Here is a 23,663-nt window from a genome sequence, read left to right on the forward strand (position 1 = left end):
GATGGCCCGATCCCGCCCCCTCACCCAAGGCGAAGCCGAGCTCGCCCGCAGCGTGTTCGGCGACGCGCTCGATCCCGCCCGGGCGGCGGTAGCGAACCGCAAATGGGCGTTCTTCCAGCCGCGGCACACCACCATGGCGCCGCTCGGCACGATCCATTTCAACCCGGCCTCGGGGCTCTACCGCGAGGATTTCGCGCATGCCCCGCTCGGGCTGCAGGGGCTGTTCATCCACGAACTCGCCCATGTCTGGCAGCACCAGTCTGGCCTGTTCCTGCCGCTCCAGCGCCATCCCTTCTGCCGCTATGACTATATCCTCGAGCCCGGCCGCCCCTTCGGGCGCTACGGCATCGAGCAGCAGGCCGAGATCGTCCGCCACGCCTTCCTGCTGCGGCGCGGCGCCGATCTCCCCGGCATCGCGCCGCTCAGCCTCTACGAAGCGCTGCTGCCCTTCTAGTCGACGCTCAGGTTCTTGTCGGGCAGCTTGGCCGGCCGCGGCGGCGCGGACCGGGGCGGCGGCGGCGAGGCGGTGCGCGGAGGCGGCGGGGTATAGCTCGGGCGCGGCGCCGGAGCGGCCTGGGGCGGCGGGCTGTAGCTCGGGCGCGGCGCCGCGCTCGGCGTGGCCGGACGCTGCCATCCTTCCGGGCGCGAGGGCCGCGACCAGCTTGGCCGGCTCGGCGCATTGTCCGCTGCCGGAGGCGCCGCCGGCGCGGGAGCAGGCGTCGCACTCGGTGCCGAAGGCCGCTGCCAGCCACCTTCGGGGCGATCGGGCCGGCTCCAGCCCCCTTCGGGCCGGGCAGGCCGGTTCCAGTTCGGCCGGGACGGCGCGGCATCCCCGGTCGAGGGCGTCGCCGGTGCCGGTGCCGGCGTCACCACCGGCGGGTTCGGCCGCTGCCAGCCGCCTTCGGGCCGCGAGGGTCGGTTCCAGCCCGGCCGGGACGGCGTGGCGTCGCCGGTAGAGGGCGCGCCCGGTGCCGGCATGGGCGTCACCACCGGCGGATTGGGCCGCTGCCAGCCGCCCTCGGGGCGCGACGGCCGCGACCAGGTCGGATTGCCCGCGCCCGGCTGCGAAGGCCGCCGCCAGCCCGTGCCGCTGCCATCGGGCAGCGGGCGCGGCGGGCGCGTGGCATCGGGTGCCGGCGGCGTATCCGGCGCGACATCGCTCGGCGCCGGCAGGCTGGGCCGGCCGCGCCGCCAGCCCGGCGTGCCGTCGGGCCGGAAATTGTCGGGGCGCGTCACCGGCGGGCGGGTGCCGCCACCCGGTGCGTCGGGCGTGGTGCCGGGGCGCCCGCCCCAGCCCGGCCGGCCCGGCCGCCCGCCGCCCGGCGGACGCGACCAGCCCGATCCCGGCTGGTTCGGTCTTCCCGCACCCGGCCGGCCCGGTCCGTCCGGCCGGTGGAAGCGGCCCGGCGGCGGGCCCTGGAAGCCGCCGTCGCGCCAGTGGCGGAAGCGCAGCGCCTGGTCGCGCCGGCGGCGCTGCTCGGCGTCGAAGCGCCGGCGCCACGCCGCCGCGTCGCTGCGCGCATGGTAGCGCGCCCAGCCGGGATAGCGGCTGCGGCCGATGTCCCAGCTCTGGATGAAGCTGAAGATCAGCGGGCTGGTATCGATCCAGACATCGGCATCGACCGGGCGATAGTCGCGCCCCGACATCGCGTCGCGCAGCCGCAGCGCGCGGTCGTACAGGTCGCCCGCGGCATCGTCATAATCGCCGAACTCGCCGCGCGGCGTCGCCTCGCCATCGGCGTCATAGACCATCGCCAGCCGCCCGCTCTCATAGGCGAAGCTCATCCCCGGCTCGACCGCCAGGAACGGCCCGCGCGCGCCCGGCGCGAAATAATAGCTGCGGATGCCGCCCTCGCCCGCATCCTCGACGATGATCGTATAGCCGTCGGTCGTCTGCCAGGCCCAGGGCTCGGCGCCTTCGAAGGGAAAGGCGAAGTCGGGCGGCGAGTCGCCGATCGCGTCCCACAGCGCATCGGCGCGGTCGATCCACTGATAGTCCTCGGCGGACTGGGGTCCGGACTGAGGGCCGGCCTGTGCCGCCGCCTTCGCAACCGGCACCGCGGCCATCGCCAGGCCGGGCATGGCCAACGCCACGCCCGCCAGCATACCCAGCCGGAACATCCTCTCGAACCGCATCGCCCATCCCTCCTGCATGTCCGCGCAAATTTCCACCCCGGGCGCTGAACGGCGGGTGAAATGTACGTGCAGCTTTGCGAAAGGAAGCGGAGAACGCGCGATGCACCCCGCCATCCCAAGCAACACCGGCAACTGGCGCTTTGTGCCGGGCGTTCCTATCTCCCCACTAGAAACCCCAACAGAACAAAGCTAGAACCCTCGGCATGGCACTTACCACCATTTCCGTCCGCGGCGCGCGCGAGCACAATCTCAAGGGCGTGGACGTCGATATCCCGCGCGACACGCTCACGGTGATCACCGGCCTGTCCGGCTCGGGCAAGTCGAGCCTCGCCTTCGACACCATCTATGCCGAGGGCCAGCGCCGCTATGTCGAGTCGCTCTCGGCCTATGCCCGCCAGTTCCTCGAGCTGATGCAGAAGCCGAACGTCGAGCATATCGAGGGCCTCAGCCCTGCCATCTCGATCGAGCAGAAGACGACCTCGCGCAATCCGCGCTCGACGGTCGCCACGGTCACCGAGATCTACGATTACATGCGCCTGCTCTGGGCGCGCGTCGGCGTGCCCTATTCCCCGGTCACCGGCCTGCCGATCAGCGCGCAGACCGTGTCGCAGATGGTCGACCGCGTCCTCGCTTTGCCCGAGGGCACCCGCCTGCTCCTCCTCGCCCCGGTCGTGCGCGGCCGCAAGGGCGAGTATCGCAAGGAGCTCGCCGAGTGGCAGCGCGCCGGCTTCCAGCGCGTCCGCATCGACGGCGAGACCTATCTGATCGAGGAAGCCCCCGCCCTCGACAAGAAGTACAAGCACGACATCGAAGTGGTGGTCGACCGTCTGGTGGTGCGGGACGACATCGCCACCCGCCTTGCCGAGTCCTTCGAGACCGCGCTCAAGCTCGCCGAGGGCCTGGCGTACGTGGATCTGGTCGACGCGACCGTCGCCGAGGCCACCGGCGCCCGCGTGGCGGAGGCCCGGGCCGAGTTCAACGTCACCGGCGGCGCGATGAAGGGCACCGGCATCCCGGACAACCGCATCGTCTTCTCCGAGAAATTCGCCTGCCCGGTCTCCGGCTTCACCATCCCCGAGATCGAGCCCCGCCTCTTCTCGTTCAACGCCCCCCAGGGCGCCTGCCCCACCTGTGACGGCCTGGGCGAGAAGCTGGTGTTCGACGAGGATCTCGTCGTCCCCAATCACGACCTGTCGATCAAGAAGGGCGCGGTCGTGCCCTGGGCCAAGTCCAACCCGCCCAGCCCCTATTACATGCAGGTGCTCGGCAGCCTCGCCCGCGAGTTCGGCTTCAGCCTCGACACGCCGTGGCGCGAGCTGCCCGGCGAGGTCCAGCTGATCATCCTCCACGGCACCGGCGGCAAGCCGGTCACCCTCACCTTCATCGACGGCAAGAAGAGCTACGACGTCCGCAAGCCGTTCGAGGGCGTGATCGGCAATCTCAACCGCCGCATGCTGCAGACCGAGAGCGCGTTCATGCGCGAGGAGCTCAGCAAGTACCAGGCCGCGCACCCCTGCGAGGTCTGCCACGGCGCCCGCCTCAAGCCCGAGGCGCTGGCGGTCAAGATCGCCGGCGAGGACATCAGTCACGCCACCCGCCTCTCGGTGGTCGACGCGCTCGCCTGGTTCGAGAAGCTCCCCGCCACGCTCACCGACCAGCAGCGCGAGATCGCCCGCGCGATCCTCAAGGAGATCGACGAGCGGCTCGGCTTCCTCAACAATGTCGGGCTCGACTATCTCAACCTGAACCGCACCTCGGGCACGCTGTCCGGCGGCGAGAGCCAGCGCATCCGCCTCGCCAGCCAGATCGGCAGCGGCCTGTCCGGCGTGCTCTACGTCCTCGACGAGCCGAGCATCGGCCTCCACCAGCGCGACAACGACATGCTGCTCGCCACCCTCCGCCGCCTGCGCGACCTCGGCAACACCGTGATCGTCGTCGAGCATGACGAGGATGCGATCCGCAGCGCCGACTATATCCTCGACATGGGCCCGGGCGCCGGCGTCCATGGCGGCGAGATCGTCGCGCGCGGCACGCTCGACGAGATCCTCAACACCAAGGGCAGCGTCACCGCCGATTATCTCAACGGCACCCGCGAGATCGAGGTCCCGAAGAAGCGCCGCAAGGGCACCGGCAAGAAGCTCACCGTCGAGAACGCCACCGCCAACAATCTGCGCGGCGTCACCGCGAGCATCCCGCTCGGCACCTTCACCTGCATCACCGGCGTCTCGGGCTCGGGCAAGTCGAGCTTCACGATCGACACGCTCTATGCCGCCGCCGCGCGCCAGCTCAACGGCGCCCGCCTGCTCGCCGGCAAGCATGACAAGATCACCGGCCTCCAGCACTTGGACAAGGTGATCGACATCGACCAGTCGCCGATCGGCCGCACCCCGCGCTCGAACCCGGCGACGTACACCGGCGCCTTCACCAGCATCCGCGACTGGTTCGCCGGCCTGCCCGAGGCGCAGGCGCGCGGCTACAAGCCCGGCCGCTTCAGCTTCAACGTCAAGGGCGGCCGCTGCGAGGCGTGCCAGGGCGACGGCGTGCTCAAGATCGAGATGCACTTCCTGCCCGACGTCTATGTCACCTGCGACGTCTGCCACGGCGCGCGCTACAATCGCGAAACCCTCGAAGTGAAGTTCAAGGGCAAGAGCATCGCCGATGTGCTCGACATGACGGTCGAGGACGCAGTCGAGTTCTTCAAGGCGGTCCCGCCGATCCGCGACAAGATGGCGATGCTCGCCGAAGTCGGCCTGGGTTACGTCAAGGTCGGCCAGCAGGCGACCACCCTGTCCGGCGGCGAGGCGCAGCGCGTCAAGCTCGCCAAGGAACTCGCCCGCCGCGCCACCGGCAACACGCTCTACATCCTCGACGAACCCACGACGGGCCTGCACTTCGAGGACGTCCGCAAGCTATTGGAAGTGCTCCACGCGCTGGTCGAGCAGGGCAACACAGTGGTGGTGATCGAGCACAATCTCGACGTCATCAAGACCGCCGACTTCATCCTCGACCTCGGCCCCGAAGGCGGCGTCAAGGGCGGCGAGATCGTCGCCCAAGGCACGCCGGAAGAGGTGGTGAAGGAACCGCGGAGCTTTACGGGGAAGTATCTGGCGCCGTTGCTGGGGAAGCGCGCGGTTGGGGAGAGCGTGGCGGCGGAGTAGTTTTGCTATCCCAAAGGCCGACTACCGATAACACCCATATAATCTACAGAGTCGCTGTAGCGAGATGCGCCTCAAAATTCTCCAAAGATGAAATGATCCTTTCAGAAAGGATCTTATCCTCCTTTGGGTCTGGCAAAGTCATTATAGCGTGCAATCCTCTATGGGCTACATCTCCACGCCTAGCTCCAAAAGTATTTAAATCTATAAATAATTGCTCTTCGACTGCAGTCTCATCCAAACCCAAAGGCACAAACATGGAAAGCACATTGTATGTTTTAACACCTTTATTCGCCTGAACTCGTTTTTTAAGCTCATGAATACAAGCTAACTGAGATTTCTTTACGAACGACCTATTATCAAATTCACTTATTTGAGTGGGCATTCCACCCATTTGATCCGATCTGTACAGGGTCATCAGCGCAGCACCTCCCCTACATGCTACACCTGATCTAATCCGCGCGTCGATTTCATCGAGCGCAGCTAGCGCCAAGTTTTCGAAATGAGTCTCGAGTTCCGAATGGAACAACACCCTAAACGCCGCAGCACTTCTATACTGAGCATCAGTATAAGATCCGATCTTTGAAAAGTTTCTTGGTAGAAATTGCATTCGCAATTCCCAATACCTCTTTTCAAGCCTTCTAAGAATTTGAGATCGCATAATCTAAATTGGGGAAGATATAGGAGTGCCTAGAACTTCACTCAACTTAGAAGCCCACAAACTAAATCTGTAGTGCACAGACTCAACACTCTTGGTGGTTCCGCTCACAGATGTAGCAAATCTCCAATCACCAGAAAGTAATTTGTACGCATCCACGACTTCGTTAACGCGATTAATCGCAAGACTTGCTATTGCATCATCAGAAAAATAATAAGCCATTACATCAAAAACAGCTCTATTGATGCGTGTTTCGTAATGGAATCCATTCCACTTTTTAAAAGCATCCTTACCGAAAATTTGCTTCGTTATCATGATCGCACGCTCCATGCTCTTGAGCAAATCGCGTACCGACGATTCCAAATTTTCCCAATCCTCGTTAAGAGATTTTGTCGTACTATCAAGTATAGCTTTAAGATTTCCGTTATAATACTTCAGAAAAATCTTAAATGCTATAAACCGGAGAGTTATTTCATTATCTCTCATACGAAAATCTGGATGCCTCAAACCAAGCATATCTTGAAGCACTTTACTTTCAATAACATACTGATTTAGGGCGGTGGTAAATGGCCCAGGATGAAGAGCTTGACGGAGCTCTTGGGGAGAAAGCTGCACGCTACCACTGTTGATACGAAGAAATACTTCGTATAGAAACTCTTCCGAAGGCCAAGATTTAATTACTACAGTCCGGATAGTCGCGTTCTCAAAATCTGGCGCGGAAGACACGAATAAATTATTCGATATGTCTCCATAAGACTGATCATTTAGATCCGATCTCATTTTGAGCCCCTTAAGTTTAAAGGGCACAAACTCTTGATCTCCTACATCGGCCGCAAATTGCCGGAGCGAGAGAAGCCGCTGCTTTCCATCAATAACAATATACGAACCGCGCCTTTCACGGCGCTCGGCTAGAATAATCTGCGGAGTAGGTATGCCGAGTATAAGACTTTCAATATACTGACTCTTCCTTGGAATATTCCAAGCATCCCTTCTTTGAAAATCAGGATCTAAGAATATATTCCCCTTTCGAAGCTGACTAATAACGGTTTCAGTCGTCCAATCAGTGGACGATATTGCAGCGTCGAATCGAGTAAGGCTGCGGCTGCCCAATACATCTTCTTCGTCTTCCTGTTGATCAAGAGGAGCGAGCTCACTCTCGAATTCAGGTTCTGGCGCGCTATCGGTCATAAAATAAGGCTGTACGAGGACGCACCTAAGGTCAAGCTTACGCTAGAAATAGTCGTTAGGTCTGCCGGGTTGCCAGACTCACTTGGCAATCGACCCACGCCTTCCGCAACTCCGCCGCATTGCTATGCGCCGACCTCCTCCATTCCGGACAAGGTTCCGCTTGCCCGCCTTCCCCCCCCCTCCGCGAACCGCTATATTCCCCGCATGACAAAGCTCTCGCCCATCGTCTCGGAATTCGCCTCCACGGAGGAGGAAGAAGCCTATGATGCGTGGTTCCGCGCCAAGGTCGAAGCCCGGCTGGCAGACAAGGCGCCCGGCATCCCGCATGAAGAAGTCATGGCAAGGATGCAGGCCATCCTCGATCGTCACGCGCAAGACTGATGCTCCCGCACCTCTGGCACCCTGAGGCGCTGGAGGATCTTGAGACCGTCATCGATTTCATCGAAGCACGTAACCCGTCAGCCGCGCGGCGGATCGGCGATGCCATCCGCAGCACCGCGGACCAGTTGCCCGCGCATTCCCATGCCTATCGGCCCGGCCGTGTTCCCGGCACCCGCGAGGCGGTTGTCCATCCCAACTACATCCTGATCTATCGCGTCGCCGAGATCATCGAGGTGATGGCCGTCTTCCACGCCCGCCAGCTTTATCCCTAGCACCCCCTTCGCTTCCCCGGCGAAGGCCGGGGCCCAGGGTTTCTCTGCCGTCCCGCTTTGTTACCCTGGGCCCCGGCTTTCGCCGGGGAACAACAGTGCCAGCGCAACACGCCAACAGAAAAGAACAAACCATAAACAAACCGCTGTCCTACAGCCCCCGTTCCAGCATATCTGAACGGTCCTCAACCAAGGAGAGGACCGCCACCATGACCAAGCATCAGGAATTCCTGCCGCCCTATGGCGACCCGGACGTGATCGCCCTGCCCGTCGACGAGTACACCAAGTCTCCCTCGCAGCGGATTTCCGGCTGGTCGGGCGCCAGCCAGGCGACCTTCCTGCGCGCGATCGCCGAGGGGGCCACGGTCGGCCAGGCGTGCCGGCTGGTCGGGCTCAGCCAGCAATCGGCCTATGCCTTCCGCCTCTCCACGCGCGGCGCGCAGTTCCGGCTCGGCTGGGAGGCGGCCGCGCTCCACGCGCGCAGCGTGCTGGCCGATGCGCTGATGGAGCGCGCGCTCCACGGCAATATCGAGACGATCACCCGCCCCGATGGCAGCGAGGTCGAGCGCCACCGCTTCGACAACCGGCTCGGCATGGCGATGCTCAACCGGCTCGATCGCCTGGCCGACAAGGCGGCGCGGGAAACCACCCATGCCGCCGCCCGCCTCGTCGCACAGGAGCTCGATGCCTATCTCGATCTGCTCGGCCAGGATATGGGCCCGGCCCGCGCCGGCCTGTTCCTCGCACACCGGATCGAGCCCGCCGGCGAGGACGACCTCGCGCCCCTCCGCACCCTCGCCCGCGCCGATCACTGGCTGCGCACCCACACCGACCTCGCCGAACCGCTCGCCGATCTCGATCCCGCCGCCCGCGACCAATGGTCCGCCGCCGATTGGGCCCGCGCCGAAGCCGCCGGTCTGGTCGCGCTCGCCCCCGCGCCCGCACGCATGGAGACTCAAGCGATTCAAGATTTCCCCGAGGCCCCCGACACGCCCGAGGACGAACCCCGCGTCTGGTGGGACGGCGGCGACGAGAAGTGGCGCACCGATTTCCCCCCGCCCGCCGATTTCCACGGCGAGGAGGACGGCAGCTATGGCGACGACGATTACTCCCGCGAGCTGACCGTCGAGGAAGAGGAACTGGTCGAGGCACCGCGCCTGGCCGAGATCGCGGCGCAGCGCGTGGCGGAGAGCGCCGCGCGCGACCGCTGGTTCGCGGTGCTCGCCCCGGCGCCCGCGCAACCCTCTGGCGCCGCCGCCGTCACCGGCTACACTGGCGCCGGGGAAGAGGGGACAGGCGCATGCCCGAGCAGCTGACACCGGAGGATCTCGAGCGCATCGCGCGGATCGAGGCAGAGACCGCGGCGCGGGCGGCGCGCGAGAATGAGGGGATCGCCGGCGCCAAGGTCATGTACGCGGTGATCTGCTTCGTCTTCTGCTTCCCTTTCCTGATCTATCCGCTGCTGGCGATCTGGCTCGGCCATCTGCCGGCACGCTTCACCGCCTGGATCTGGCCGGCGATGCCGTTCGTGATGGTGGCGCTCGTCCTGGCCGCGGGCATCTGGCTGCGCGGCCGGCTCACGCTGCCCAATGGCTGGGAGTTCGAGGGACGACGGCTGCGCATCCTGCTGGTGGCGACGGTGCTGGCGCCCTTGGTGCTCAGCCTTGCCTGGGCGCTGCTCAAGGGGCCGTTCTGGGCGCTGGTACAGTCCAATCCCTTCCTCGCGGAAATGCTCGACGGCTATTGAGCATGGCACGGGGAAGAAAAAGCCGCCCCTTGTATTGCGGCGCCAGCACCCCATCTAACATCTGCTACAGTCGCACATCGACGGTTTTCGGCGCTTTGCGGCCCCTCTTCCTTCCTTCTGCCCCTTGCAGCGCGAGGTCCGCTCGCACTGGGCGCGGCCGATAACACAAGGAAGAATCGCATGAGCCACACCGGAACCGTCAAGTTCTTCGACGCAGTCAAGGGCTTCGGCTTCATTACGCCGGACGGCGGGAACCAGGACCATTTCGTCCATATCTCCGCCGTCGAGCGTTCGGGGCTGGGCACGCTCAGCCAGAACCAGCGCGTGAACTATGAGCTGGAGAACGACAAGCGCGGCCGGGCATCGGCAGCGAACCTGTCGCCGGCTGAATAACGGACACCGAACAGGCGGCCTCGGCCGTCCGGCGGCGTCCCCAAAGTCCCCCTTTAGGGGGCGCCGCCACCCCACGTCCTCTCTTGGAGAACGCACAAGTGGCAAACCAACCCGATTACCGGGCTCAGGCGGCGAAATGCCGCGCCGAGGCCGAGGCAGCGACGCTCGACAATGTCCGCGAACAGCGGCTGCGGGCAGAGGCGGCCTGGCTCGATATGGCGCTCCGCCAGGAACAGGTCGCCCGCTCGCGCATTGCACGAGAGGCGGCAAGTCCGGCCGTCCAGACAATAACACAGGAAACTACATGAACTTTTTCAATCGCGTACACGAAACTCAGATTACCCGCGGTGCGAGCAAGCCTTTCGAGGCCTTTGTCCCGCTCCACCGCCGTCTCTTCCCCCTCGATGCCAGGCGTCAGCGCGCCATTGCCCGCGCCGCTGTGCTCGAGGTGCTCGGCTAACCAGGCCGGCATTTTCCGGGGCCTTCGACCGGCCCCGCCCAGCATTCGCTTCGTCCCCGGCGCATCCGCCCGTCCGGTCTCAGACCGCGACCAGCCGAGCGCAGCGGTGGTTCGCTCCCGTCCCCATGGCGCCTATGTTCCGGCCCGGGGCGGGGCAAATCCTAAGCAACAAGGGGATGTCCATGAAGCGTATCGCTGTTCTGCTGCCGGTGATCCTGGCAGCCTGCAATTCCGGTCCCAGCGTCACCGCAACCAATGCCTCGGTCGAGGAAGTCTCGAACAAGGTGGCGGCGGCGCAAGGGTCCGGCAATTTCATCCGGCCGGGCCAGTGGACCAGCAAGGCCACCGTCAATCTCGAGATGCCGGGCATGGACAAGATGCCGCCCGAGACCGTGCAGAAGATGAAGGAAGCGGCGAGCAAGGGGGTCGAGGCGACCACCTGCGTCACCGAAGCCGATGTGAAATCGCCCAAGGCGGCGATGTTCGGCGGCGACCAGAGCTGCCGCTATGACCACTACACCATGGCCGGCGGCACCATCGACGCCAAGCTGACCTGCGAGGCGCAGGGCCAGAAGCGGGTGATGACGGTCAAGGGCATCTATTCGGCCGACAGCTACCACATCGAATCCACGGCGGAGGCCGGCCCGATGGGCAAGATGTCGTCGACCATCGACGCCAGGCGCACCGGCGAGTGCACGGGCAAGGAGAAGAGCTGAGCGGAGATCTTGGTTTGGGTCGGCGGGGCCTCGGAACAGTCGCCCCGCCCGCCCGTTCTGGCCGAAACACTCTGAGGTAACGAGGAATTTCAATGGCCACCACCCGCAAGCCGAGCAGCAATCCGACGCCAGCCAAACGCACCCCGGCGAAGCGCGGCACCACCACCGCCGCCAAGAAACCCGCGGCCCGCAAGGCCAAGGCCCCGGCGGCGAAGGCGCCGGCACCGGCGCCCCGCTCGGCCCACACCGCCGGCGTCGCCGCCATCGGCGCGCTCGCCGTCACGGTGCTGGGAGCAGCCGCCTTCGGGGCATGGCGCATCTTCCGCCGTCCGAGCGAGGGCATCGTTCCGACGGACCTGCTCGGCGACACGCATCCCGACGGGTCGGAGCGGGCCATCGACGCCTTCCGCCCCGATCCCACCGCCCCGGTGCCGGCCTCGGAGCGCGAGCAGTTCCGCCCTGCCCTGGCTACCGCCGGGATGGACGTAAACTCATGATGCAGGCGAAACTTTTCTGCCTTCCCGTGCATTCCGCAAGCGAGCGGGTTCATGGAGGAGAGACAAGATGCGCACCCTGATCCTCGGCCTCGCCGCGGCGACGGCGCTGGCCGGCTGCACCGAATATGGCGCCGGCCCCGGCAGCGGTTATTCTGGCTATCGGGACTATGACTATAACCGCCCGGACCCCGCCTATAACGGCTATTATGCCGACCGCTATTACCGCGAGGGCCGCAACTATCGCGAGCAGCGACTGAGCCGGAATGACCGGGTCTATCGGGGCCAGGACGGCCGCTATTATTGCCGCCGCTCGGACGGCACCACCGGCCTGGTGGTCGGCGCAGCAGCCGGCGGCGTGCTCGGCGCGATCATTGCCCCCGGTGGCTCGGAAGTGCTCGGCGCACTGATCGGCGCGGCGGCCGGCGGCGCGGTCGGCACCTCGGTCGACAAGGGCGAGGTCCGCTGCCGCTGATTACTCGAAAGGGTAGCCTTCAAGCCGGGCCCCCGACGCCCTAGATTGGGGGTCCGGCCAAGAGGGAGACCGAGAAGATGACGACCCGTACCGCGACTGCCCGCTACGAAGGCTTTGGCAAGGAAGGCAAGGGCCACATCACCACCCAGTCCGGGGTGCTGACCGACCAGTTCTACGGCTTCAACACGCGTTTCGGCGATGAACCTGGCACCAATCCGGAAGAACTCGTCGCCGCTGCACATGCCGGCTGCTTCACCATGGCGCTCAGCTTCGCTTTGGCCCGGGCCGGGTTCAGCGAAGGCTCGCTGGAGACCAGCGCCGCCGTGAAGCTCGAGCAGGATGGCGACGGCTTCACCATCACCCGCTCGGACCTGACGCTCAAGGCCAGCGTCCCGGGCCTGGCCCAGGAACAGTTCGAGGCCCTGGCCGCCGGCGCCCATGCCAATTGCCCGGTCTCCAAGCTGCTCAAGGCTGAGAGCAAGCTCGACGCTACCCTGGTCTGATCGGGCTGCTTGCAATGTAGGATTTCGGCTGCTCCACCATGGCGGTGGAGCAGTCGGTCCGATCTCATTCCCTGATCTTTTGCGCGACGCGGACGGAAGGTCCGTGCGCAATACCTGTCCGCGATCTATCCGTGCCCCGGCGCTTTTACTTGTTCCCCGGCGAAGGCCGGGGCCCAGTTTCAGCGCAGCTGGTTGGGGCGGTCAAACCTATCCGGCGACATGGCAACTGGGCCCCGGCCTTCGCCGGGGAACAAGGATGCAATTGGACTAGGTCGGTCTCCATCTGCCCAAACGCCTCTCTCCTCATTCGGAAACCACCGACCCCAAACGCAAAAGGGGCCCGGCATTGCTGCCAGGCCCCGTGTCGCCGGACTGCTGCCGTGGACCCGGACGGATCTTCGGCATGGTTTCGGCGGCTCCTCGGCCCGCGCCGGCAAGGGCAAGCGAGCTTCGGTCCGGTCGTCGAGGCTGGCCGTTCTCCACGCGTCCCGAGGGAAGCGCTGCGGTTACCAGCCTCGGCGGCCCGCTTCGTCTCTCCGGCCGGGACCGGAAATCGGAAGCAATGTTCGGATGCTGTTGCTCCGCTCGATCCGCTCCGTCCTTCCACCCTGCTTGCGCAGGACTTCCGGCTGGCCAAATCTCCCGGCGGTCCGTTCCTTCGTTCCCGGATCCGGCCGCTTGCGCGCCCATCCCCGCGAACCAGGGTTCCGCACCCTTTCCGTATCGTCCGTCCGCATCGGGCCATGCTTGCGCATCGCCTTCCGCTTCCGCTCCGGAGCCCATTTGCATGGACCCGTCACTCGCATTTCCACCAGCACTTGCGTGCCGCTTTCCGTGCTCGCCTCCAGCCACACTTGCGTGCCGCTCTCGGCTTCCACGACGCACCCTGCTTGCGCAGCATAGGTCGCTTCCCGGTCGATCCGGGCTCCGGCGTCCCTCAGGATCTTGGCAGCGCCTGTGCGGCACTTCGATCCTGCGACATTCCGAGGCTTCGCATCCCCAAGCCGTTCCCGAATGCGGTTTCCCGAAGGCACCTGCACCGTTTCCGGCCCGTGTAAGCTTCTGATCTTGCTTTGGTTTCCCGCCGCCGGACTGTTCCGCTTACAGTTATGATGGTGTCATCGAACCCGAGTCGCGCAAAGTGGAAAACAGGCCTGCAGACTTGTGCAAACTGTGGATAACGTGGACAACTAGGTAATATTATTACGCGGAGACCAGTTGGGAGGCGCCAATTCGAACCCGGCGAAATCGAAGCCTGGCACGACGATGCAGCTCACCAGCGCCCATCCATGTGGCGCTTCGGTCGCCTGCCAGCGACTCGCCGGGACCAGGCACTGGGGCGCATAGCCTTGGGTGGGGTCGCCGCCAAGCCGGGTCGTCACCGGATTCTCATCGGCGGCGTCGGCGATGTGGAGATCGAGCGGGCTACCGGCGTGCCACAGCCACCATTCCTCGGCATCGACCCGGTGCCAGTGCGAGCGCCGCCCCTGCTCGAGCAGGAAATGGATGGAGGTTCCCTTGGACCGCCCATCGCTCCCCGGCGCGGCCCGCCAGGTCTCGCGGTACCAGCCACCCTCGGGATGCGGCATTAAACCGAGCTTTTCGATGATCGCCTTGGCGGGATCCATTGCCTTCCTTTCCGATGAACGGCACGTAGTTTTGCGTTCATGAAACCTGATCTGGATCAGGAACGTTACGTTGCCGGTTTATCCATAAGTGCAGCAGGAGTGAGACATGCGTAAACTGATTCTGGCGCTCGGCGCCCTTGCCGTGGCGGTGCCCACGGCCAGTGTCCTTCCCATCGCGGCCAATGCCGCACCGGCCGCCAAGGCCGGCATCGGCAGCGACTTCGCCCCGCAGCAGCGCTACCGCAAGCGCTACGCCTATCGCGAGTGGCAGGGCCGTGACGGCCGCCGCTATTGCCGCAAGCCCAATGGCACCACCGGCCTGGTGGTCGGCGGCGTGGCGGGCGCGCTGGTCGGCCGCACCATCGACACCCGCGGTGACCGGACCGTCGGCACGCTGCTCGGCGCCGCTGCCGGCGCAGTGGCTGGCCGCGAGATCGAGCGGAGCGGCGATCGCAAGTGCCGCTAAGCACCGTCTAGGAATGCGGAACGACCCGCCTGGCGAACGCGCCGGGCGGGTCGTTTTCGATGGGGACCGGCCTGTTAACCCCTGTCTGCTAGAGCGGGGGCCATGCTCCGCGTACTTGTCCTCTCCACGCTCTTCCCCGATGCGTCGCGTCCCAATTTCGGCATTTTCGTCGAGCGGCAGACGCTGTCGCTGGCCGAGCGGAGCGATGTCGAAGTCCGCGTCGTCGCGCCGCGGGGCCTGCCGCCCGGCCCGCTGGCCTGGCTCGGCCGCTATTCCCGCCTCGCTGCCCAGCCGGCCCGGGAGCAGTGGAAGGGGCTGACGGTCGACCGTCCCCGCTTTCTAAACCTGCCCGGCACCGGCGGCCGCTTCCACGCCCGTGCCATGGCAGCCGCGCTGACGCCGCTGTTGCGGGAGATTCGCAAGGACTTCCCCTTCGACGTGATCTCGGCCGAATTCTTCTTCCCCGACGGCCCTGCGGCCATCCTGCTCGGCCGCCGCTTCCATGTGCCCGTGTCGATCAAGGCGCGCGGATCGGACATGCATGACTGGGGCCGACGCCCCGGCATCGGCAAGCAGGTCATCGCCGCCGGCCAGGCAGCGGACGGCGTGCTCGCGGTCAGCGAAGCGATGCGCGACGACATGATCGCCATGGGGGTGCCGGGAGAGAAGATCGAGACGATCACCACCGGCGTGGACCTGACCCGCTTCACCCCTCGCGACCGCACCGAAGCCAAGGCGGCACTGGGCGTCTCCGGTCCCCTCGTCCTCTCGGTCGGCGCGCTGATCCCGATCAAGGGGCATGACATCGTCATCGACGCCATCGCCACCCTGCCCGGCGTCACCCTGTGGATCGCCGGCGAAGGCGGCGACCGCAAGCGGCTGGAGGCGCACGTCGACCGGCTGGGTCTGGGCGACCGGGTGAAGCTGCTCGGCTCCGTCCCGCCGGACCGCGTCGCCGCCGCGCTCGCCGCCGCCGACGCGATGGCCCTTGCCTCGGAGCGCGAGGGCCTGGCCAATGCCTGGCTCGAGGCGCTGGCGAGCGGCACGCCCGTCGTCATCCCCGATGTGGGGGGCGCCCGCCAGGTCGTGACCAGCCCGGTCGCCGGCCGGATCGTCGCACGCACCCCCGCCGCCTTCGCCAGCGCGCTTGGCGCGTTGATCGCCGCCCCGCCGCATGCCGCGGACACCCGCGCCATCGCTGCGCCCTTCACCTGGGCCGCTAACAGCGCCCGCCTCCACGCCTTTCTCCGTCGCCTCGCAGACCAGCGCGTCGCCTAGCGAGGGAACCGCCTTGCCGTGCCCACCGTTCGTGCCCGGGGCATGACGGAGAGAGAAAGACGATGAACCCCTTTCGTACCCTGCCCGAGCCTGCCGCCGATGCGCCGCCGCTCGTCTATTATATCCTGCCGCCCGAGCAGGATGCCGAGGCCCCGATCGGCCCCGGCGACCTGGAGATCGAATTCGAGTTCGAAGCCGATTCGGACGCCGATGACGAATGAGCCATTTCCGCGTTGACTAGCCCGCGCCGCTCCCTGACATTCATGACAGTCAAGTTACCAGCGGCGGAGACCGAGTGATGGCGGGCAAGAAGGACAAGAAGGCCGGCGAGACCAAGCCGGAGAAGAAGGGCTTTCTCCCCAAGAGCATCGCCGGGATGAAATTGCCCAAGGAGCTGCGCAAGCAGCTCGATGCGCTCGCGAAGCACCCTGTGGTGAACGACCTGCTCGCCGCGGGCCTCGTGGCGCTCGCCGCCAAGCTCAAGCCGAGCGAGAAGGCGGAGCCGGCAGCGGAAGCCGCCCCGGCGCCCGCGCCTGAACCGGTCGCAGCGCCCGCACCGGCAGCAACTGCTGCCAAGCCAGTGGCGAAACGGGTGCGCAAGCCGGCGGGCACCGCCGCGAAGCCCGCTGCCAAGGCTCCCGCGAAGACCGAGGCCAAGCCTGCCGAAAAGGCACCCGCCAAGGCCCCGGCAAAGCCGGCCACCGCCAAGCCGGCAGCGGCGAAGGCCCCGGCCAAGTCCGCAACGCCCAAGCCCGCAGCCAAGGCTGCGACGGCCAAGGCACCCGCTGCCAAGCCCGAAGCGAAGCCGACGGCGACCAAGACTGCGGCCAAGCCCAGGACGGCGGCCGCCAAGCCGGCCCCCGCACCCGCTGCGACCGCGGAAGCGGAGAAGCCCGCGCCCAAGCCGCGCAAGCCCGCCGCCGCCAAGGCACCGGCCGCCACCCCGCGCGCCACGACGCGCCGCACCAAGTCGACATCGCCCAAGACGACGCGCTGATCGGCTGCTAGGGCACGCGCCGAATCAAACAGGGGGTAATGATGGAAGACAAGCCGCACGCCGCGGGGCCGGCGCACGGGCTGGAGCGCATGGCGTTCTTTTCAGACGCCGTGTTCGCGATCGCGATCACGCTGCTGGTGATCGAGATCCATGTGCCGCATGTCGAGGCACCCTATACCGATGCTGCGTTCCTGCATGCGCTTGGCGAGGTACGGGCAAACTTCCTCGGCTTCTTCATCTCCTTCTTCGCGATCGGCCTGTTCTGGATCGGGCATCACCGCGCCTTTGCCTGCGCCCGTCACTGGACGCCGAAACTGTTCCTGCCCAACCTGTTGCTGCTCTGCTCGATCGCGGCAATGCCCTTCTTCACCGCCTTCTCCTCGGAATATTATGGCCACCGGGTGCCGGCCGCCTTTTATTGCGGCTGGATGGTGGTGATCTCGATCTTCAACATCCTGGTCCAGCGCATCCTCACCGCCCCGCCGGTACTCGACGCGCAGCTGCCAGCCGAGCAGCCACGGATGATCCGCCAGCGCGGGCTCGCCGCGCTGCTCGGATCGCTGACCGCCTTCGTCACCAGCCTGTTCGTGCCGCCGCTCGGCCAGGTCGCGCTGATCACCATCCCGCTCTGGCGGCTGCTGATCACCCGGCTAGCGCTGGCACGCTGAAGTTCAGCGCTGCTTCGCCCAGGCGCGATATTGCCGGGCGCTGAGATCGACCAGATCGCCCTGCATCAGGTTCATGTCGATCAGATGCAGGCCCCAGTCCTTGAGGATGGTGGTGCCCAGCTTCACGTCACCCTGGATCGTATCGGTGCGCGGATCATTGGGATCGGCATTCACCGTCACCGCCAGATAGTTGAACCCGTCCCTGCTGACGCATTCGACGGATAGCAGGCCGGGTACGCTGACGAACGGCGTCGTCACCGGCGCGCCGTCTTTGCTCCACGCCTCGGCCGGGCCCTGCACCATCATGTTGCCGCCGGCATTGAGATAGGCATGCGCCATCGCCTTGCCCCCGCCGAGCGCTGCCGGGTTAGTGCAGCCCGCCTCGACGCCCGGACGGTCGCCCTTGCCGAAGCGCGTATTGGGTGGCGGCGGTGAATCAGCGCGGAAGCTGGCATAGGTGACCACGCAGCCCGCCTGGTCCGCGCTGCGGCACAGCGGGACGGTCGGGAATACGCCGCCAACCGTCTTGCCGATCGGCACCGGTACCGAGCTGCCGATCAGCATCGCCGAGACCAGCTGCTTCTGCGCCGGCTTGCCGTCGATCGCGGTGGCAACCAGCCGGGTGAGGATCAGCGAGCCCTGGCTATGTCCGATCAGCACGACGCCGCGGCCCTTGTTGTCATGGGCCATATAATCGTCCCAGGCCGCTTTCACGTCGTTGAACGCGAGCTCCCGGTCGATGGCGGGCTGCCCGCCGCCGATCAGGTTGCGCAGCGCCGTGAGCGTCACCTGGCGATAGACCGGGGCGAACACCCGGCAATTGGCGCCGAACCGGGCCGCCTGGAACTGCGCGACCCGCTTCTCCTCGGGCCCCGGCATCAGGTCGCTGTTCGGCGTCGCATCCACCGAGATGGTCGGGTAGACGTAGAAACAGTCGAACTTCGGGGCCTTTGCCGCCTTGAAAGGCTCGAGCGTGCGCTTGCCGTCGGCCGCGACTACGGTGGTGGAGAGATCGGCGGTGCACGCATCCTGGCGCCCGGGGCGGCAGAGCCAGTTGGCCTCGTTGCGATAGTCGGGCGTATCCGTCCCGGCAGCCATCGCCAGCGCAAGCGCGAGAATCATGCGTGCATCCCTCCCCTGTTTGGAAGGAGCATAGCCGTGCATTCCCCCGCAGGGGAATGGGCTCAATCCAGCGGGTAGAGCGCCCCGGCGATCCAGCGCAGTTCGGCGCGCAGAACGCCCCAGGCGCGGGCGGCGGCGCGGCTGTCCATTGCTTCCACGCCGATGCCCTTGGCCGCCAGCGCCTCGGTCAGCGCACGTGGCGCGCGAACCAGCGACTTGCCCGTGCCCAGCACCAGGAATTCCGGCTTGGGGTCCAGCCCGAGCACCGGTGCCAGATCGGCCTCGGTAAGCTCGGCGATCGGCGGCGGCGTCCAGCCATCGGCGCGCTCGGGGGTAATCAGCAGCCCCTCGTACACGCCTTCATCGACGCGGAACCCGCGCCCGGAGAAGCCGGAGATGACCGGCCCCTCCGCGCTGGCGCGCTTCACTTCCATCCGCTTAGCCGACGCGCTCTGCGCCGCTCGCGGCGTTCGGCTTCTCCTCGCGCGGCCCGGGCTTGAGGCCCAGCGTGATCAGCAGCGACGAGGAAACATAGATCGACGAATAGGTGCCGACGACGATGCCCAGCATCATCGCCGCGGTGAAGCCGCGCAGCACCTCACCGCCGAAGATCAGCAGCGACGCGAGCGCAAGCATGATCGTCAACGAGGTCATCACGGTACGCGGCAGCGTCTCGTTCACCGAAAGGTCGATGAGCTCGCTCATCCCCATCTTGCGGTACTTGCGCATGTTCTCGCGGATACGGTCGTCGATCACCATCTTGTCGTTGATCGAGTAGCCGATGATGGTCAGCACCGCCGCGACGATGTTCAGGTCGAACACCAGCTGGGTCAGCGCGAAGAAGCCCAGCGTCATCAGCACGTCGTGGATGATCGCCACCGCGGTCGAGATACCGAACTGCCACTCGTATCGGAACCACGAGAAGATCGCGATGCCGATGATCGCCAGCAGCACGGCCAGGATACCGTTCTGCACCAGCTCGCCCGACACCTTGCCCGACACGGTGGAATAGTTGGTGAACTCGGCGCCGAACTTGCTCTTCAGCGCAGCCTTCACCGCTTCCACCATGGTGTTGGTCGCCGCCGGATCGCTCGATTCCGGTACCGGCAGGCGCACGGTCACCGTGGTCTTGTCGCCCAGCTGCTGGAGCGCGGCCTCACCGAAGCCGAGATGGTTCACCGTCGAGCGCACCTGATCGAGGTGCGGCTCGCTGGGGAACTTCTCCTCGATCGACACGCCGCCGACAAAGTCGACACCCATGTTGAGGCCGTGGATCCCAACCAGCGCAACCGCCGCGACCGTCAGGAACGCGGTGATCGCAAAGGCGATGTGGCGGACGCGAACGAACCCGATGTTCGTGTTGTCCGGGATGATCTTGAGGAGCCGCATGGCGCGTCGCTTCCTTAAATGTTGATTTCGGTCGGCCGATTACGGCGCAACCAGATCGTGACGAGCATGCGAGTGAACACGACGGCGGTGAACACCGAAGTCGCAATGCCGATCAGCAGCACGACCGCGAAGCCACGCACCGGGCCGGAGCCCAGGATCATCATGATGACACCGGCGATGGCGTGCGTCACGTTGGCTTCGAAGATCGTGCGGCTGGCTTCCTTGTAGCCCAGTTCGATCGACTGGGTCACCGTCCGCCCGCGCCGGCGCTCTTCGCGGATACGTTCGTTGATTAGCACGTTGGCGTCCACCGCCGTGCCGATCGTCAGCACGAAGCCGGCGATGCCGGGCAGCGTCAGCGTGGCGTTGAGCAGGCCCATCACGGCCAGGATGACCAGCACGTTGATGACCACCGCCAGCGTCGCATAGATGCCGAAGCGGCCATAAGTGAGGATCATGAAGGCGATCACGGCGATGACCGCGATGATCGAGGCGGTGATGCCGGCACGGATGGAGTCGGCACCGAGCTCGGGGCTCACTGTCGATTCCTGCACGACCTTGAGCTTCACCGGCAGCTTGCCCGAACGCAGCGCGATCGCGAGCTGGTTGGCGCTCTCCACGGTGAAGCCGCCGTTGATGACGGCGCTGCCGCCGAGGATCGGCTCGTTGATGTTCGGAGCCGAGATCACGACGCCGTCGATGATGATCGCGAACGGCTTGCCGCTATTCTCCTGCGTCACCTTGGCGAAGCGCTTCGAGCCTGCGCCGTTGAGCTGCAGCGTGACGCCCGGGGCGCCGGTCTGCTGGTCATAGGTCTGCTTGGCATCGACGAGCATGTCGCCGCTGATCATCACCTGCCGCTGCACGGCGACCTTGGCGCCGTTCTGATAGGGCAGGATCACGTCGCCGGCGGGTGCTTCGCCGCGCTGCACGGCGTTCTGGTCGGCGTTGACGTCGACCAGGCGGAACTCGAGCACCGCGGTCTGGCCGATCAGCGCCTTGAGCGCGGTCGGGTCCTGCAGGCCGGGGACCTGCACGACGATACGGTTGCTGCCTTCGCGCACCACGGTCGGCTCGACCGTGCCCAGCGCGTTGATGCGGTTCTCGATCACTTCGCGGGCATCGCCCATCGCGGTGTCGATCGCTTCCTTGATCCCCGCGTCGGTCGGCGTCAGCACGAACTGCGACGAGTTGACCACAGCGACGTCCCACTGGCGCTGGCCGGTGGTGCCGACGCCGGTGCCGGTGATCGCGAGCAGCTTCTCGCGTGCCGCGTCCACCTTGGACGGGTCGCGCACCATAAAGCTGACCTTGCCGCCCTGGACCGAGATGTCGCCGATGTCGACCTTGGGGTCCTTGCGCATTTCGGCACGGACCTGATCCTGCATCTGCGTCAGCTTGGCCTGGCGCACGTCATCGGTGTTCGCCTCAAACAGCAGGAAGCTGCCGCCGGCCAGGTCGAGGCCGAGGTTGATCGCGGGCTTGGGCACCCAGCTCGGCCAATGGTCGCGCGCGCTCTTCGGGAAGAAGCTCGGCACCGACAGCGCGATCATGATCGCGATGCCGGTGAGGATCGTGATGATCTTCCAGCGGGGAAAGTCGAGCATCAGTCGTTCGCGGGCTTGGCGCCACCGGCGGGCATCACGCTGGTGAGCGTGGCCTTGATCGCGCGGACCTTCACGTTCGGGGCGAGTTCGATCTCGACCTCGGTCTCGTCGACCTTAGTGACCTTGCCGACAAGACCGCCACCGGTGACGACCTGGTCGCCCTTCTTCACGGCGTTCACGGCGTTCTGAAGATCCTTCATCCGCTTCTGCTGCGGGCGAATCATCAGGAAGTAAAAGGCGACGAAGATGAGGACGAGCGGCGCGAGTCCGAGGATTCCGCCCATCGGGTTGGCTTGTCCTGCCGCGCCTGCGGCCTGTGCATGTGCTGGCGTGATGAGCATGGGATCCTGATTATAGCTATCGTGGGCGGTGGAATCCGCCTCCGTTCAAGCGCGGCGCGCTAACATGCGGCACAGGTCGGCGCAACTATTGTCGCCAATGGCTTGCATCCCGCGCCGGACCGGCCTAGAGGCCCCAACCTCGGTCGGGGCGTAGCGCAGCCTGGTAGCGCATCACACTGGGGGTGTGGGGGTCGCAGGTTCGAATCCTGTCGCCCCGACCATTACAACAAAATCGCCGGATACGCCCTCAGGGCCAGGCTAGGCGCAGCGGCGCCGGCCGCGGCATCGCCGCCGTCCGCGCCGCGTAGATCGTGTAGCCGCACAGCACCCCGTACAGCGCCAAACCCTCCACCTGCCAGAACGGCATCGTCGCCATGTTGAGCAGGAAGAAGGCGAAATGCGCCGCGATCAGCTTGAAGCGCTCGCCGCGCGCCGAGATTGCCGCCGCGAACATCGTCACCCATAGCCCGAGCATTGCCGCCACGCCGAACCAGCCCAGGTCGTAGAGCGTGCCGACCAGCGTGTTGTGCGGATAGACCTTGAACAGCCCCACCCAGCTTTCCGGCCCGAAGCCGATCAGATGCTGGAGCGGCGTGCCGTCCGCCCAGGCATAGATATAGCTGCTCCAGATCAGCGGGCGGGCCGACATCACCTGGCGCTCGAGATAGTCGAAGTCGCGCGGCGGCTTGATGAGGGCGGTGGGGTCCGAAAGGAACGCCCCCAGATCAGCGAACTTGGCGCTGTAGAGCAGCACCGCCACCGACACGAGCAGGAAGCCCGCCACCGCCGCGGTCACCGCCATCGGCGCGCGCTGGTCGCGGCGCACGCTCAGCGTCAGCCCGCTCAGGAAGGTCGCCAGCGCAAGCGGGGCCAGCGCAAGGATCGTGGTGCGGTAGCCCGCGAGCACGATGCCGATCAGGATAGCCAGCAGGAAGCCGAATCGCACCGCCCTGGGCGCCGATTTGGCGAAGGCGCCGACCAGGAAACCGGTCATCAGCGCGACCGAGAAGGCGGCCTCATGATTGTAGCCGCCGATCCAGACCAGCCCATCGCCATCCTCGGACCCCTTGGGCAGATGCAGCACCACCGACAGCGCCTGGAATACGAGCAGCGGCAGGAAGGATATCATCGCCCAGCTCAGGAACCGCGCCTCGGGATCGATGCGCAACGCCTGGAACACCGCGATCGCGATCACGATCAGATAGGCATATTTGACACCGGCATTGATCCCGCCCGCCGGATCGCCGTTCAGCACGGCGCTCAGCAGGGCCAGCACCACCAGCAGATAGACCGGCAGCAGCCATTTGAGCGCGAGATTGGCCGGCCGCACCACGAACAGCAGCCCGAACGCGGTCACCCCGATCGAGAGCAGCGCATTGCCCGAAAGCCCCGCCGCCAGCGGCTTGAACATGTAGAGGTGATAGGCACCGGCGATGTAGCGCAGCCATAGCGCCACCACGACGAACGCGCCGGCCATGCTGCCGGCCCGCCGCGCGCCGATGACCAGGGGCACCAGCAGCAGCGCCGTGACCGGCAACAGGATACCGAGCCCGAAGGCAGGGCCGTAGGGGAGGGATTCGGTGTTCACGGGG

At 65.8% G+C, this 23,663-nt stretch carries 28 protein-coding genes and 1 tRNA gene; 19 read left to right on the plus strand and 10 right to left on the minus strand.

Features of this window, described 5'->3' with window-relative positions; translation table 11 throughout:
* Nucleotide 1: 1 nt before the first annotated feature.
* Nucleotides 2–454 (plus strand): vgr related protein, encoded by a 453-nt coding sequence (locus AAHM44_RS07560; RefSeq protein ID WP_269572761.1) that lies wholly within the window; start codon nucleotides 2–4, stop codon nucleotides 452–454.
* Here AAHM44_RS07560 and AAHM44_RS07565 read toward each other — a convergent pair.
* Entirely contained in the window at nucleotides 451–2,136 is a 1,686-nt protein-coding gene (locus AAHM44_RS07565) for a hypothetical protein (protein WP_342249563.1), read from the minus strand. The two genes, AAHM44_RS07560 and AAHM44_RS07565, sit on opposite strands and share 4 nt — an antisense overlap.
* Before the next feature lie 203 nt (nucleotides 2,137–2,339).
* Between AAHM44_RS07565 and uvrA the strand changes: the two genes are divergently transcribed.
* Nucleotides 2,340–5,294, plus strand: a complete 2,955-nt coding sequence (gene uvrA / locus AAHM44_RS07570; RefSeq protein WP_342249564.1) for an excinuclease ABC subunit UvrA — start codon at nucleotides 2,340–2,342, stop codon at nucleotides 5,292–5,294.
* Between the two features lie 43 nt (nucleotides 5,295–5,337).
* On the opposite strand, the gene AAHM44_RS07575 is transcribed toward uvrA, so the two are convergent.
* A complete protein-coding gene (locus AAHM44_RS07575; protein WP_342249565.1) occupies nucleotides 5,338–5,709 on the minus strand; it encodes a hypothetical protein in 372 nt (123 codons plus the stop codon).
* 246 nt (nucleotides 5,710–5,955) lie between these two features.
* Nucleotides 5,956–7,137 carry a DUF262 domain-containing protein gene (locus AAHM44_RS07580; protein WP_342249566.1) on the minus strand — a complete coding sequence of 394 codons (1,182 nt, stop codon included), beginning with the start codon at nucleotides 7,135–7,137 and terminating at the stop codon, nucleotides 5,956–5,958.
* 204 nt (nucleotides 7,138–7,341) lie between these two features.
* On the opposite strand from AAHM44_RS07580, the gene relB reads away from it, so the two are divergent.
* The 11 genes from relB to AAHM44_RS07635 all read left to right on the plus strand — a co-directional run bounded on the left by relB (nucleotide 7,342) and on the right by AAHM44_RS07635 (nucleotide 12,575).
* Entirely contained in the window at nucleotides 7,342–7,518 is a 177-nt protein-coding gene (gene relB, locus AAHM44_RS07585) for a type II toxin-antitoxin system RelB family antitoxin (protein WP_342249567.1), read from the plus strand.
* Nucleotides 7,518–7,790, plus strand: a complete 273-nt coding sequence (locus tag AAHM44_RS07590) for a type II toxin-antitoxin system RelE/ParE family toxin (protein WP_269572768.1) — start codon at nucleotides 7,518–7,520, stop codon at nucleotides 7,788–7,790. Before relB ends, AAHM44_RS07590 begins: the two co-directional genes overlap by 1 nt.
* A gap of 206 nt (nucleotides 7,791–7,996) precedes the next feature.
* Complete coding sequence (locus tag AAHM44_RS07595) at nucleotides 7,997–9,103, plus strand: hypothetical protein (protein ID WP_342249568.1); 1,107 nt, start codon at nucleotides 7,997–7,999, stop codon at nucleotides 9,101–9,103.
* Complete coding sequence (locus AAHM44_RS07600) at nucleotides 9,088–9,534, plus strand: hypothetical protein (protein ID WP_342249569.1); 447 nt, start codon at nucleotides 9,088–9,090, stop codon at nucleotides 9,532–9,534. The genes AAHM44_RS07595 and AAHM44_RS07600 overlap by 16 nt, the downstream gene beginning before the upstream one ends.
* A 180-nt stretch (nucleotides 9,535–9,714) precedes the next feature.
* The gene (locus tag AAHM44_RS07605; protein WP_184169071.1) at nucleotides 9,715–9,927 is read left to right on the plus strand and encodes a cold-shock protein; all 213 of its coding nucleotides are present in this window, start codon (nucleotides 9,715–9,717) and stop codon (nucleotides 9,925–9,927) included.
* Between the two features lie 98 nt (nucleotides 9,928–10,025).
* Complete coding sequence (locus AAHM44_RS07610) at nucleotides 10,026–10,235, plus strand: hypothetical protein (RefSeq protein WP_184169072.1); 210 nt, start codon at nucleotides 10,026–10,028, stop codon at nucleotides 10,233–10,235.
* Nucleotides 10,232–10,387, plus strand: a complete 156-nt coding sequence (locus AAHM44_RS07615) for a hypothetical protein (RefSeq protein WP_269572771.1) — start codon at nucleotides 10,232–10,234, stop codon at nucleotides 10,385–10,387. The genes AAHM44_RS07610 and AAHM44_RS07615 overlap by 4 nt, the downstream gene beginning before the upstream one ends.
* A 182-nt stretch (nucleotides 10,388–10,569) precedes the next feature.
* Complete coding sequence (locus AAHM44_RS07620; protein ID WP_342249570.1) at nucleotides 10,570–11,103, plus strand: DUF3617 domain-containing protein; 534 nt, start codon at nucleotides 10,570–10,572, stop codon at nucleotides 11,101–11,103.
* Nucleotides 11,104–11,195: 92 nt separating this feature from the next.
* Nucleotides 11,196–11,600, plus strand: coding sequence for a hypothetical protein (locus AAHM44_RS07625; protein WP_342249571.1), 405 nt, complete (start codon nucleotides 11,196–11,198; stop codon nucleotides 11,598–11,600).
* A 67-nt stretch (nucleotides 11,601–11,667) separates the two neighbouring features.
* Entirely contained in the window at nucleotides 11,668–12,072 is a 405-nt protein-coding gene (locus AAHM44_RS07630) for a glycine zipper 2TM domain-containing protein (protein WP_184169076.1), read from the plus strand.
* 77 nt (nucleotides 12,073–12,149) lie between these two features.
* On the plus strand, nucleotides 12,150–12,575 hold the full coding sequence (locus AAHM44_RS07635) for an OsmC family protein (protein WP_184169077.1): 426 nt from the start codon (nucleotides 12,150–12,152) through the stop codon (nucleotides 12,573–12,575).
* A gap of 1,190 nt (nucleotides 12,576–13,765) precedes the next feature.
* On the opposite strand, the gene AAHM44_RS07640 is transcribed toward AAHM44_RS07635, so the two are convergent.
* Complete coding sequence (locus AAHM44_RS07640) at nucleotides 13,766–14,203, minus strand: cupin domain-containing protein (protein WP_342249572.1); 438 nt, start codon at nucleotides 14,201–14,203, stop codon at nucleotides 13,766–13,768.
* Nucleotides 14,204–14,309: 106 nt separating this feature from the next.
* Here AAHM44_RS07640 and AAHM44_RS07645 point away from each other — a divergent pair, with 106 nt between their 5' ends.
* The 5 genes from AAHM44_RS07645 to AAHM44_RS07665 all read left to right on the plus strand — a co-directional run bounded on the left by AAHM44_RS07645 (nucleotide 14,310) and on the right by AAHM44_RS07665 (nucleotide 17,612).
* A complete protein-coding gene (locus tag AAHM44_RS07645; RefSeq protein WP_269572775.1) occupies nucleotides 14,310–14,669 on the plus strand; it encodes a glycine zipper 2TM domain-containing protein in 360 nt (119 codons plus the stop codon).
* 102 nt (nucleotides 14,670–14,771) lie between these two features.
* On the plus strand, nucleotides 14,772–15,947 hold the full coding sequence (locus AAHM44_RS07650; RefSeq protein ID WP_269572776.1) for a glycosyltransferase: 1,176 nt from the start codon (nucleotides 14,772–14,774) through the stop codon (nucleotides 15,945–15,947).
* 62 nt (nucleotides 15,948–16,009) lie between these two features.
* Nucleotides 16,010–16,168, plus strand: a complete 159-nt coding sequence (locus tag AAHM44_RS07655) for a hypothetical protein (protein ID WP_184169081.1) — start codon at nucleotides 16,010–16,012, stop codon at nucleotides 16,166–16,168.
* A gap of 77 nt (nucleotides 16,169–16,245) precedes the next feature.
* The gene (locus AAHM44_RS07660; protein ID WP_342249573.1) at nucleotides 16,246–16,944 is read left to right on the plus strand and encodes a hypothetical protein; all 699 of its coding nucleotides are present in this window, start codon (nucleotides 16,246–16,248) and stop codon (nucleotides 16,942–16,944) included.
* A 41-nt stretch (nucleotides 16,945–16,985) separates the two neighbouring features.
* Entirely contained in the window at nucleotides 16,986–17,612 is a 627-nt protein-coding gene (locus AAHM44_RS07665; protein ID WP_342249574.1) for a TMEM175 family protein, read from the plus strand.
* Between the two features lie 3 nt (nucleotides 17,613–17,615).
* Here AAHM44_RS07665 and AAHM44_RS07670 read toward each other — a convergent pair whose 3' ends face one another.
* From AAHM44_RS07670 to yajC, 5 genes are all read right to left on the minus strand, one after another.
* The gene (locus tag AAHM44_RS07670) at nucleotides 17,616–18,734 is read right to left on the minus strand and encodes a DUF3089 domain-containing protein (protein WP_342249575.1); all 1,119 of its coding nucleotides are present in this window, start codon (nucleotides 18,732–18,734) and stop codon (nucleotides 17,616–17,618) included.
* Nucleotides 18,735–18,796: 62 nt separating this feature from the next.
* On the minus strand, nucleotides 18,797–19,168 hold the full coding sequence (locus AAHM44_RS07675) for an Mth938-like domain-containing protein (protein ID WP_342249576.1): 372 nt from the start codon (nucleotides 19,166–19,168) through the stop codon (nucleotides 18,797–18,799).
* A 4-nt stretch (nucleotides 19,169–19,172) separates the two neighbouring features.
* Nucleotides 19,173–20,123 carry a protein translocase subunit SecF gene (gene secF / locus AAHM44_RS07680; RefSeq protein WP_269572781.1) on the minus strand — a complete coding sequence of 317 codons (951 nt, stop codon included), beginning with the start codon at nucleotides 20,121–20,123 and terminating at the stop codon, nucleotides 19,173–19,175.
* Nucleotides 20,124–20,137: 14 nt separating this feature from the next.
* Nucleotides 20,138–21,730, minus strand: coding sequence for a protein translocase subunit SecD (gene secD / locus AAHM44_RS07685; protein WP_184169086.1), 1,593 nt, complete (start codon nucleotides 21,728–21,730; stop codon nucleotides 20,138–20,140).
* Complete coding sequence (gene yajC / locus AAHM44_RS07690) at nucleotides 21,730–22,071, minus strand: preprotein translocase subunit YajC (RefSeq protein WP_184169087.1); 342 nt, start codon at nucleotides 22,069–22,071, stop codon at nucleotides 21,730–21,732. Before yajC ends, secD begins: the two co-directional genes overlap by 1 nt.
* 144 nt (nucleotides 22,072–22,215) lie before the next feature.
* Between yajC and AAHM44_RS07695 the strand changes: the two genes are divergently transcribed.
* Nucleotides 22,216–22,292 (plus strand) — tRNA-Pro (locus tag AAHM44_RS07695).
* A 26-nt stretch (nucleotides 22,293–22,318) separates the two neighbouring features.
* On the opposite strand, the gene AAHM44_RS07700 is transcribed toward AAHM44_RS07695, so the two are convergent.
* Nucleotides 22,319–23,659 (minus strand): hypothetical protein, encoded by a 1,341-nt coding sequence (locus tag AAHM44_RS07700; RefSeq protein ID WP_269572782.1) that lies wholly within the window; start codon nucleotides 23,657–23,659, stop codon nucleotides 22,319–22,321.
* Between the last annotated feature and the right edge of the window lie 4 nt (nucleotides 23,660–23,663).

Origin of the sequence: Sphingomonas sp. OTU376, from assembly GCF_038440415.1 — a bacterium.
Lineage (GTDB): Bacteria > Pseudomonadota > Alphaproteobacteria > Sphingomonadales > Sphingomonadaceae > Sphingomonas > Sphingomonas kyeonggiensis_A.

Excerpts from the sequence above, each read along its gene's own strand:
- AAHM44_RS07560 (WP_269572761.1), top strand. The coding sequence starts at position 2 with ATGGCCCGATCCCGCCCCCTCACCCAAGGCGAAGCCGAGCTCGCCCGC.
- AAHM44_RS07565 (WP_342249563.1), bottom strand. The coding sequence starts at position 2,136 with ATGCGGTTCGAGAGGATGTTCCGGCTGGGTATGCTGGCGGGCGTGGCG.
- uvrA (WP_342249564.1), top strand. The coding sequence starts at position 2,340 with ATGGCACTTACCACCATTTCCGTCCGCGGCGCGCGCGAGCACAATCTC.
- AAHM44_RS07575 (WP_342249565.1), bottom strand. The coding sequence starts at position 5,709 with ATGACCCTGTACAGATCGGATCAAATGGGTGGAATGCCCACTCAAATA.
- AAHM44_RS07580 (WP_342249566.1), bottom strand. The coding sequence starts at position 7,137 with ATGACCGATAGCGCGCCAGAACCTGAATTCGAGAGTGAGCTCGCTCCT.
- relB (WP_342249567.1), top strand. The coding sequence starts at position 7,342 with ATGACAAAGCTCTCGCCCATCGTCTCGGAATTCGCCTCCACGGAGGAG.
- AAHM44_RS07590 (WP_269572768.1), top strand. The coding sequence starts at position 7,518 with ATGCTCCCGCACCTCTGGCACCCTGAGGCGCTGGAGGATCTTGAGACC.
- AAHM44_RS07595 (WP_342249568.1), top strand. The coding sequence starts at position 7,997 with ATGACCAAGCATCAGGAATTCCTGCCGCCCTATGGCGACCCGGACGTG.
- AAHM44_RS07600 (WP_342249569.1), top strand. The coding sequence starts at position 9,088 with ATGCCCGAGCAGCTGACACCGGAGGATCTCGAGCGCATCGCGCGGATC.
- AAHM44_RS07605 (WP_184169071.1), top strand. The coding sequence starts at position 9,715 with ATGAGCCACACCGGAACCGTCAAGTTCTTCGACGCAGTCAAGGGCTTC.
- AAHM44_RS07615 (WP_269572771.1), top strand. The coding sequence starts at position 10,232 with ATGAACTTTTTCAATCGCGTACACGAAACTCAGATTACCCGCGGTGCG.
- AAHM44_RS07620 (WP_342249570.1), top strand. The coding sequence starts at position 10,570 with ATGAAGCGTATCGCTGTTCTGCTGCCGGTGATCCTGGCAGCCTGCAAT.
- AAHM44_RS07625 (WP_342249571.1), top strand. The coding sequence starts at position 11,196 with ATGGCCACCACCCGCAAGCCGAGCAGCAATCCGACGCCAGCCAAACGC.
- AAHM44_RS07630 (WP_184169076.1), top strand. The coding sequence starts at position 11,668 with ATGCGCACCCTGATCCTCGGCCTCGCCGCGGCGACGGCGCTGGCCGGC.
- AAHM44_RS07635 (WP_184169077.1), top strand. The coding sequence starts at position 12,150 with ATGACGACCCGTACCGCGACTGCCCGCTACGAAGGCTTTGGCAAGGAA.
- AAHM44_RS07640 (WP_342249572.1), bottom strand. The coding sequence starts at position 14,203 with ATGGATCCCGCCAAGGCGATCATCGAAAAGCTCGGTTTAATGCCGCAT.
- AAHM44_RS07645 (WP_269572775.1), top strand. The coding sequence starts at position 14,310 with ATGCGTAAACTGATTCTGGCGCTCGGCGCCCTTGCCGTGGCGGTGCCC.
- AAHM44_RS07650 (WP_269572776.1), top strand. The coding sequence starts at position 14,772 with ATGCTCCGCGTACTTGTCCTCTCCACGCTCTTCCCCGATGCGTCGCGT.
- AAHM44_RS07655 (WP_184169081.1), top strand. The coding sequence starts at position 16,010 with ATGAACCCCTTTCGTACCCTGCCCGAGCCTGCCGCCGATGCGCCGCCG.
- AAHM44_RS07660 (WP_342249573.1), top strand. The coding sequence starts at position 16,246 with ATGGCGGGCAAGAAGGACAAGAAGGCCGGCGAGACCAAGCCGGAGAAG.
- AAHM44_RS07665 (WP_342249574.1), top strand. The coding sequence starts at position 16,986 with ATGGAAGACAAGCCGCACGCCGCGGGGCCGGCGCACGGGCTGGAGCGC.
- AAHM44_RS07670 (WP_342249575.1), bottom strand. The coding sequence starts at position 18,734 with ATGATTCTCGCGCTTGCGCTGGCGATGGCTGCCGGGACGGATACGCCC.
- AAHM44_RS07675 (WP_342249576.1), bottom strand. The coding sequence starts at position 19,168 with ATGGAAGTGAAGCGCGCCAGCGCGGAGGGGCCGGTCATCTCCGGCTTC.
- secF (WP_269572781.1), bottom strand. The coding sequence starts at position 20,123 with ATGCGGCTCCTCAAGATCATCCCGGACAACACGAACATCGGGTTCGTT.
- secD (WP_184169086.1), bottom strand. The coding sequence starts at position 21,730 with ATGCTCGACTTTCCCCGCTGGAAGATCATCACGATCCTCACCGGCATC.
- yajC (WP_184169087.1), bottom strand. The coding sequence starts at position 22,071 with ATGCTCATCACGCCAGCACATGCACAGGCCGCAGGCGCGGCAGGACAA.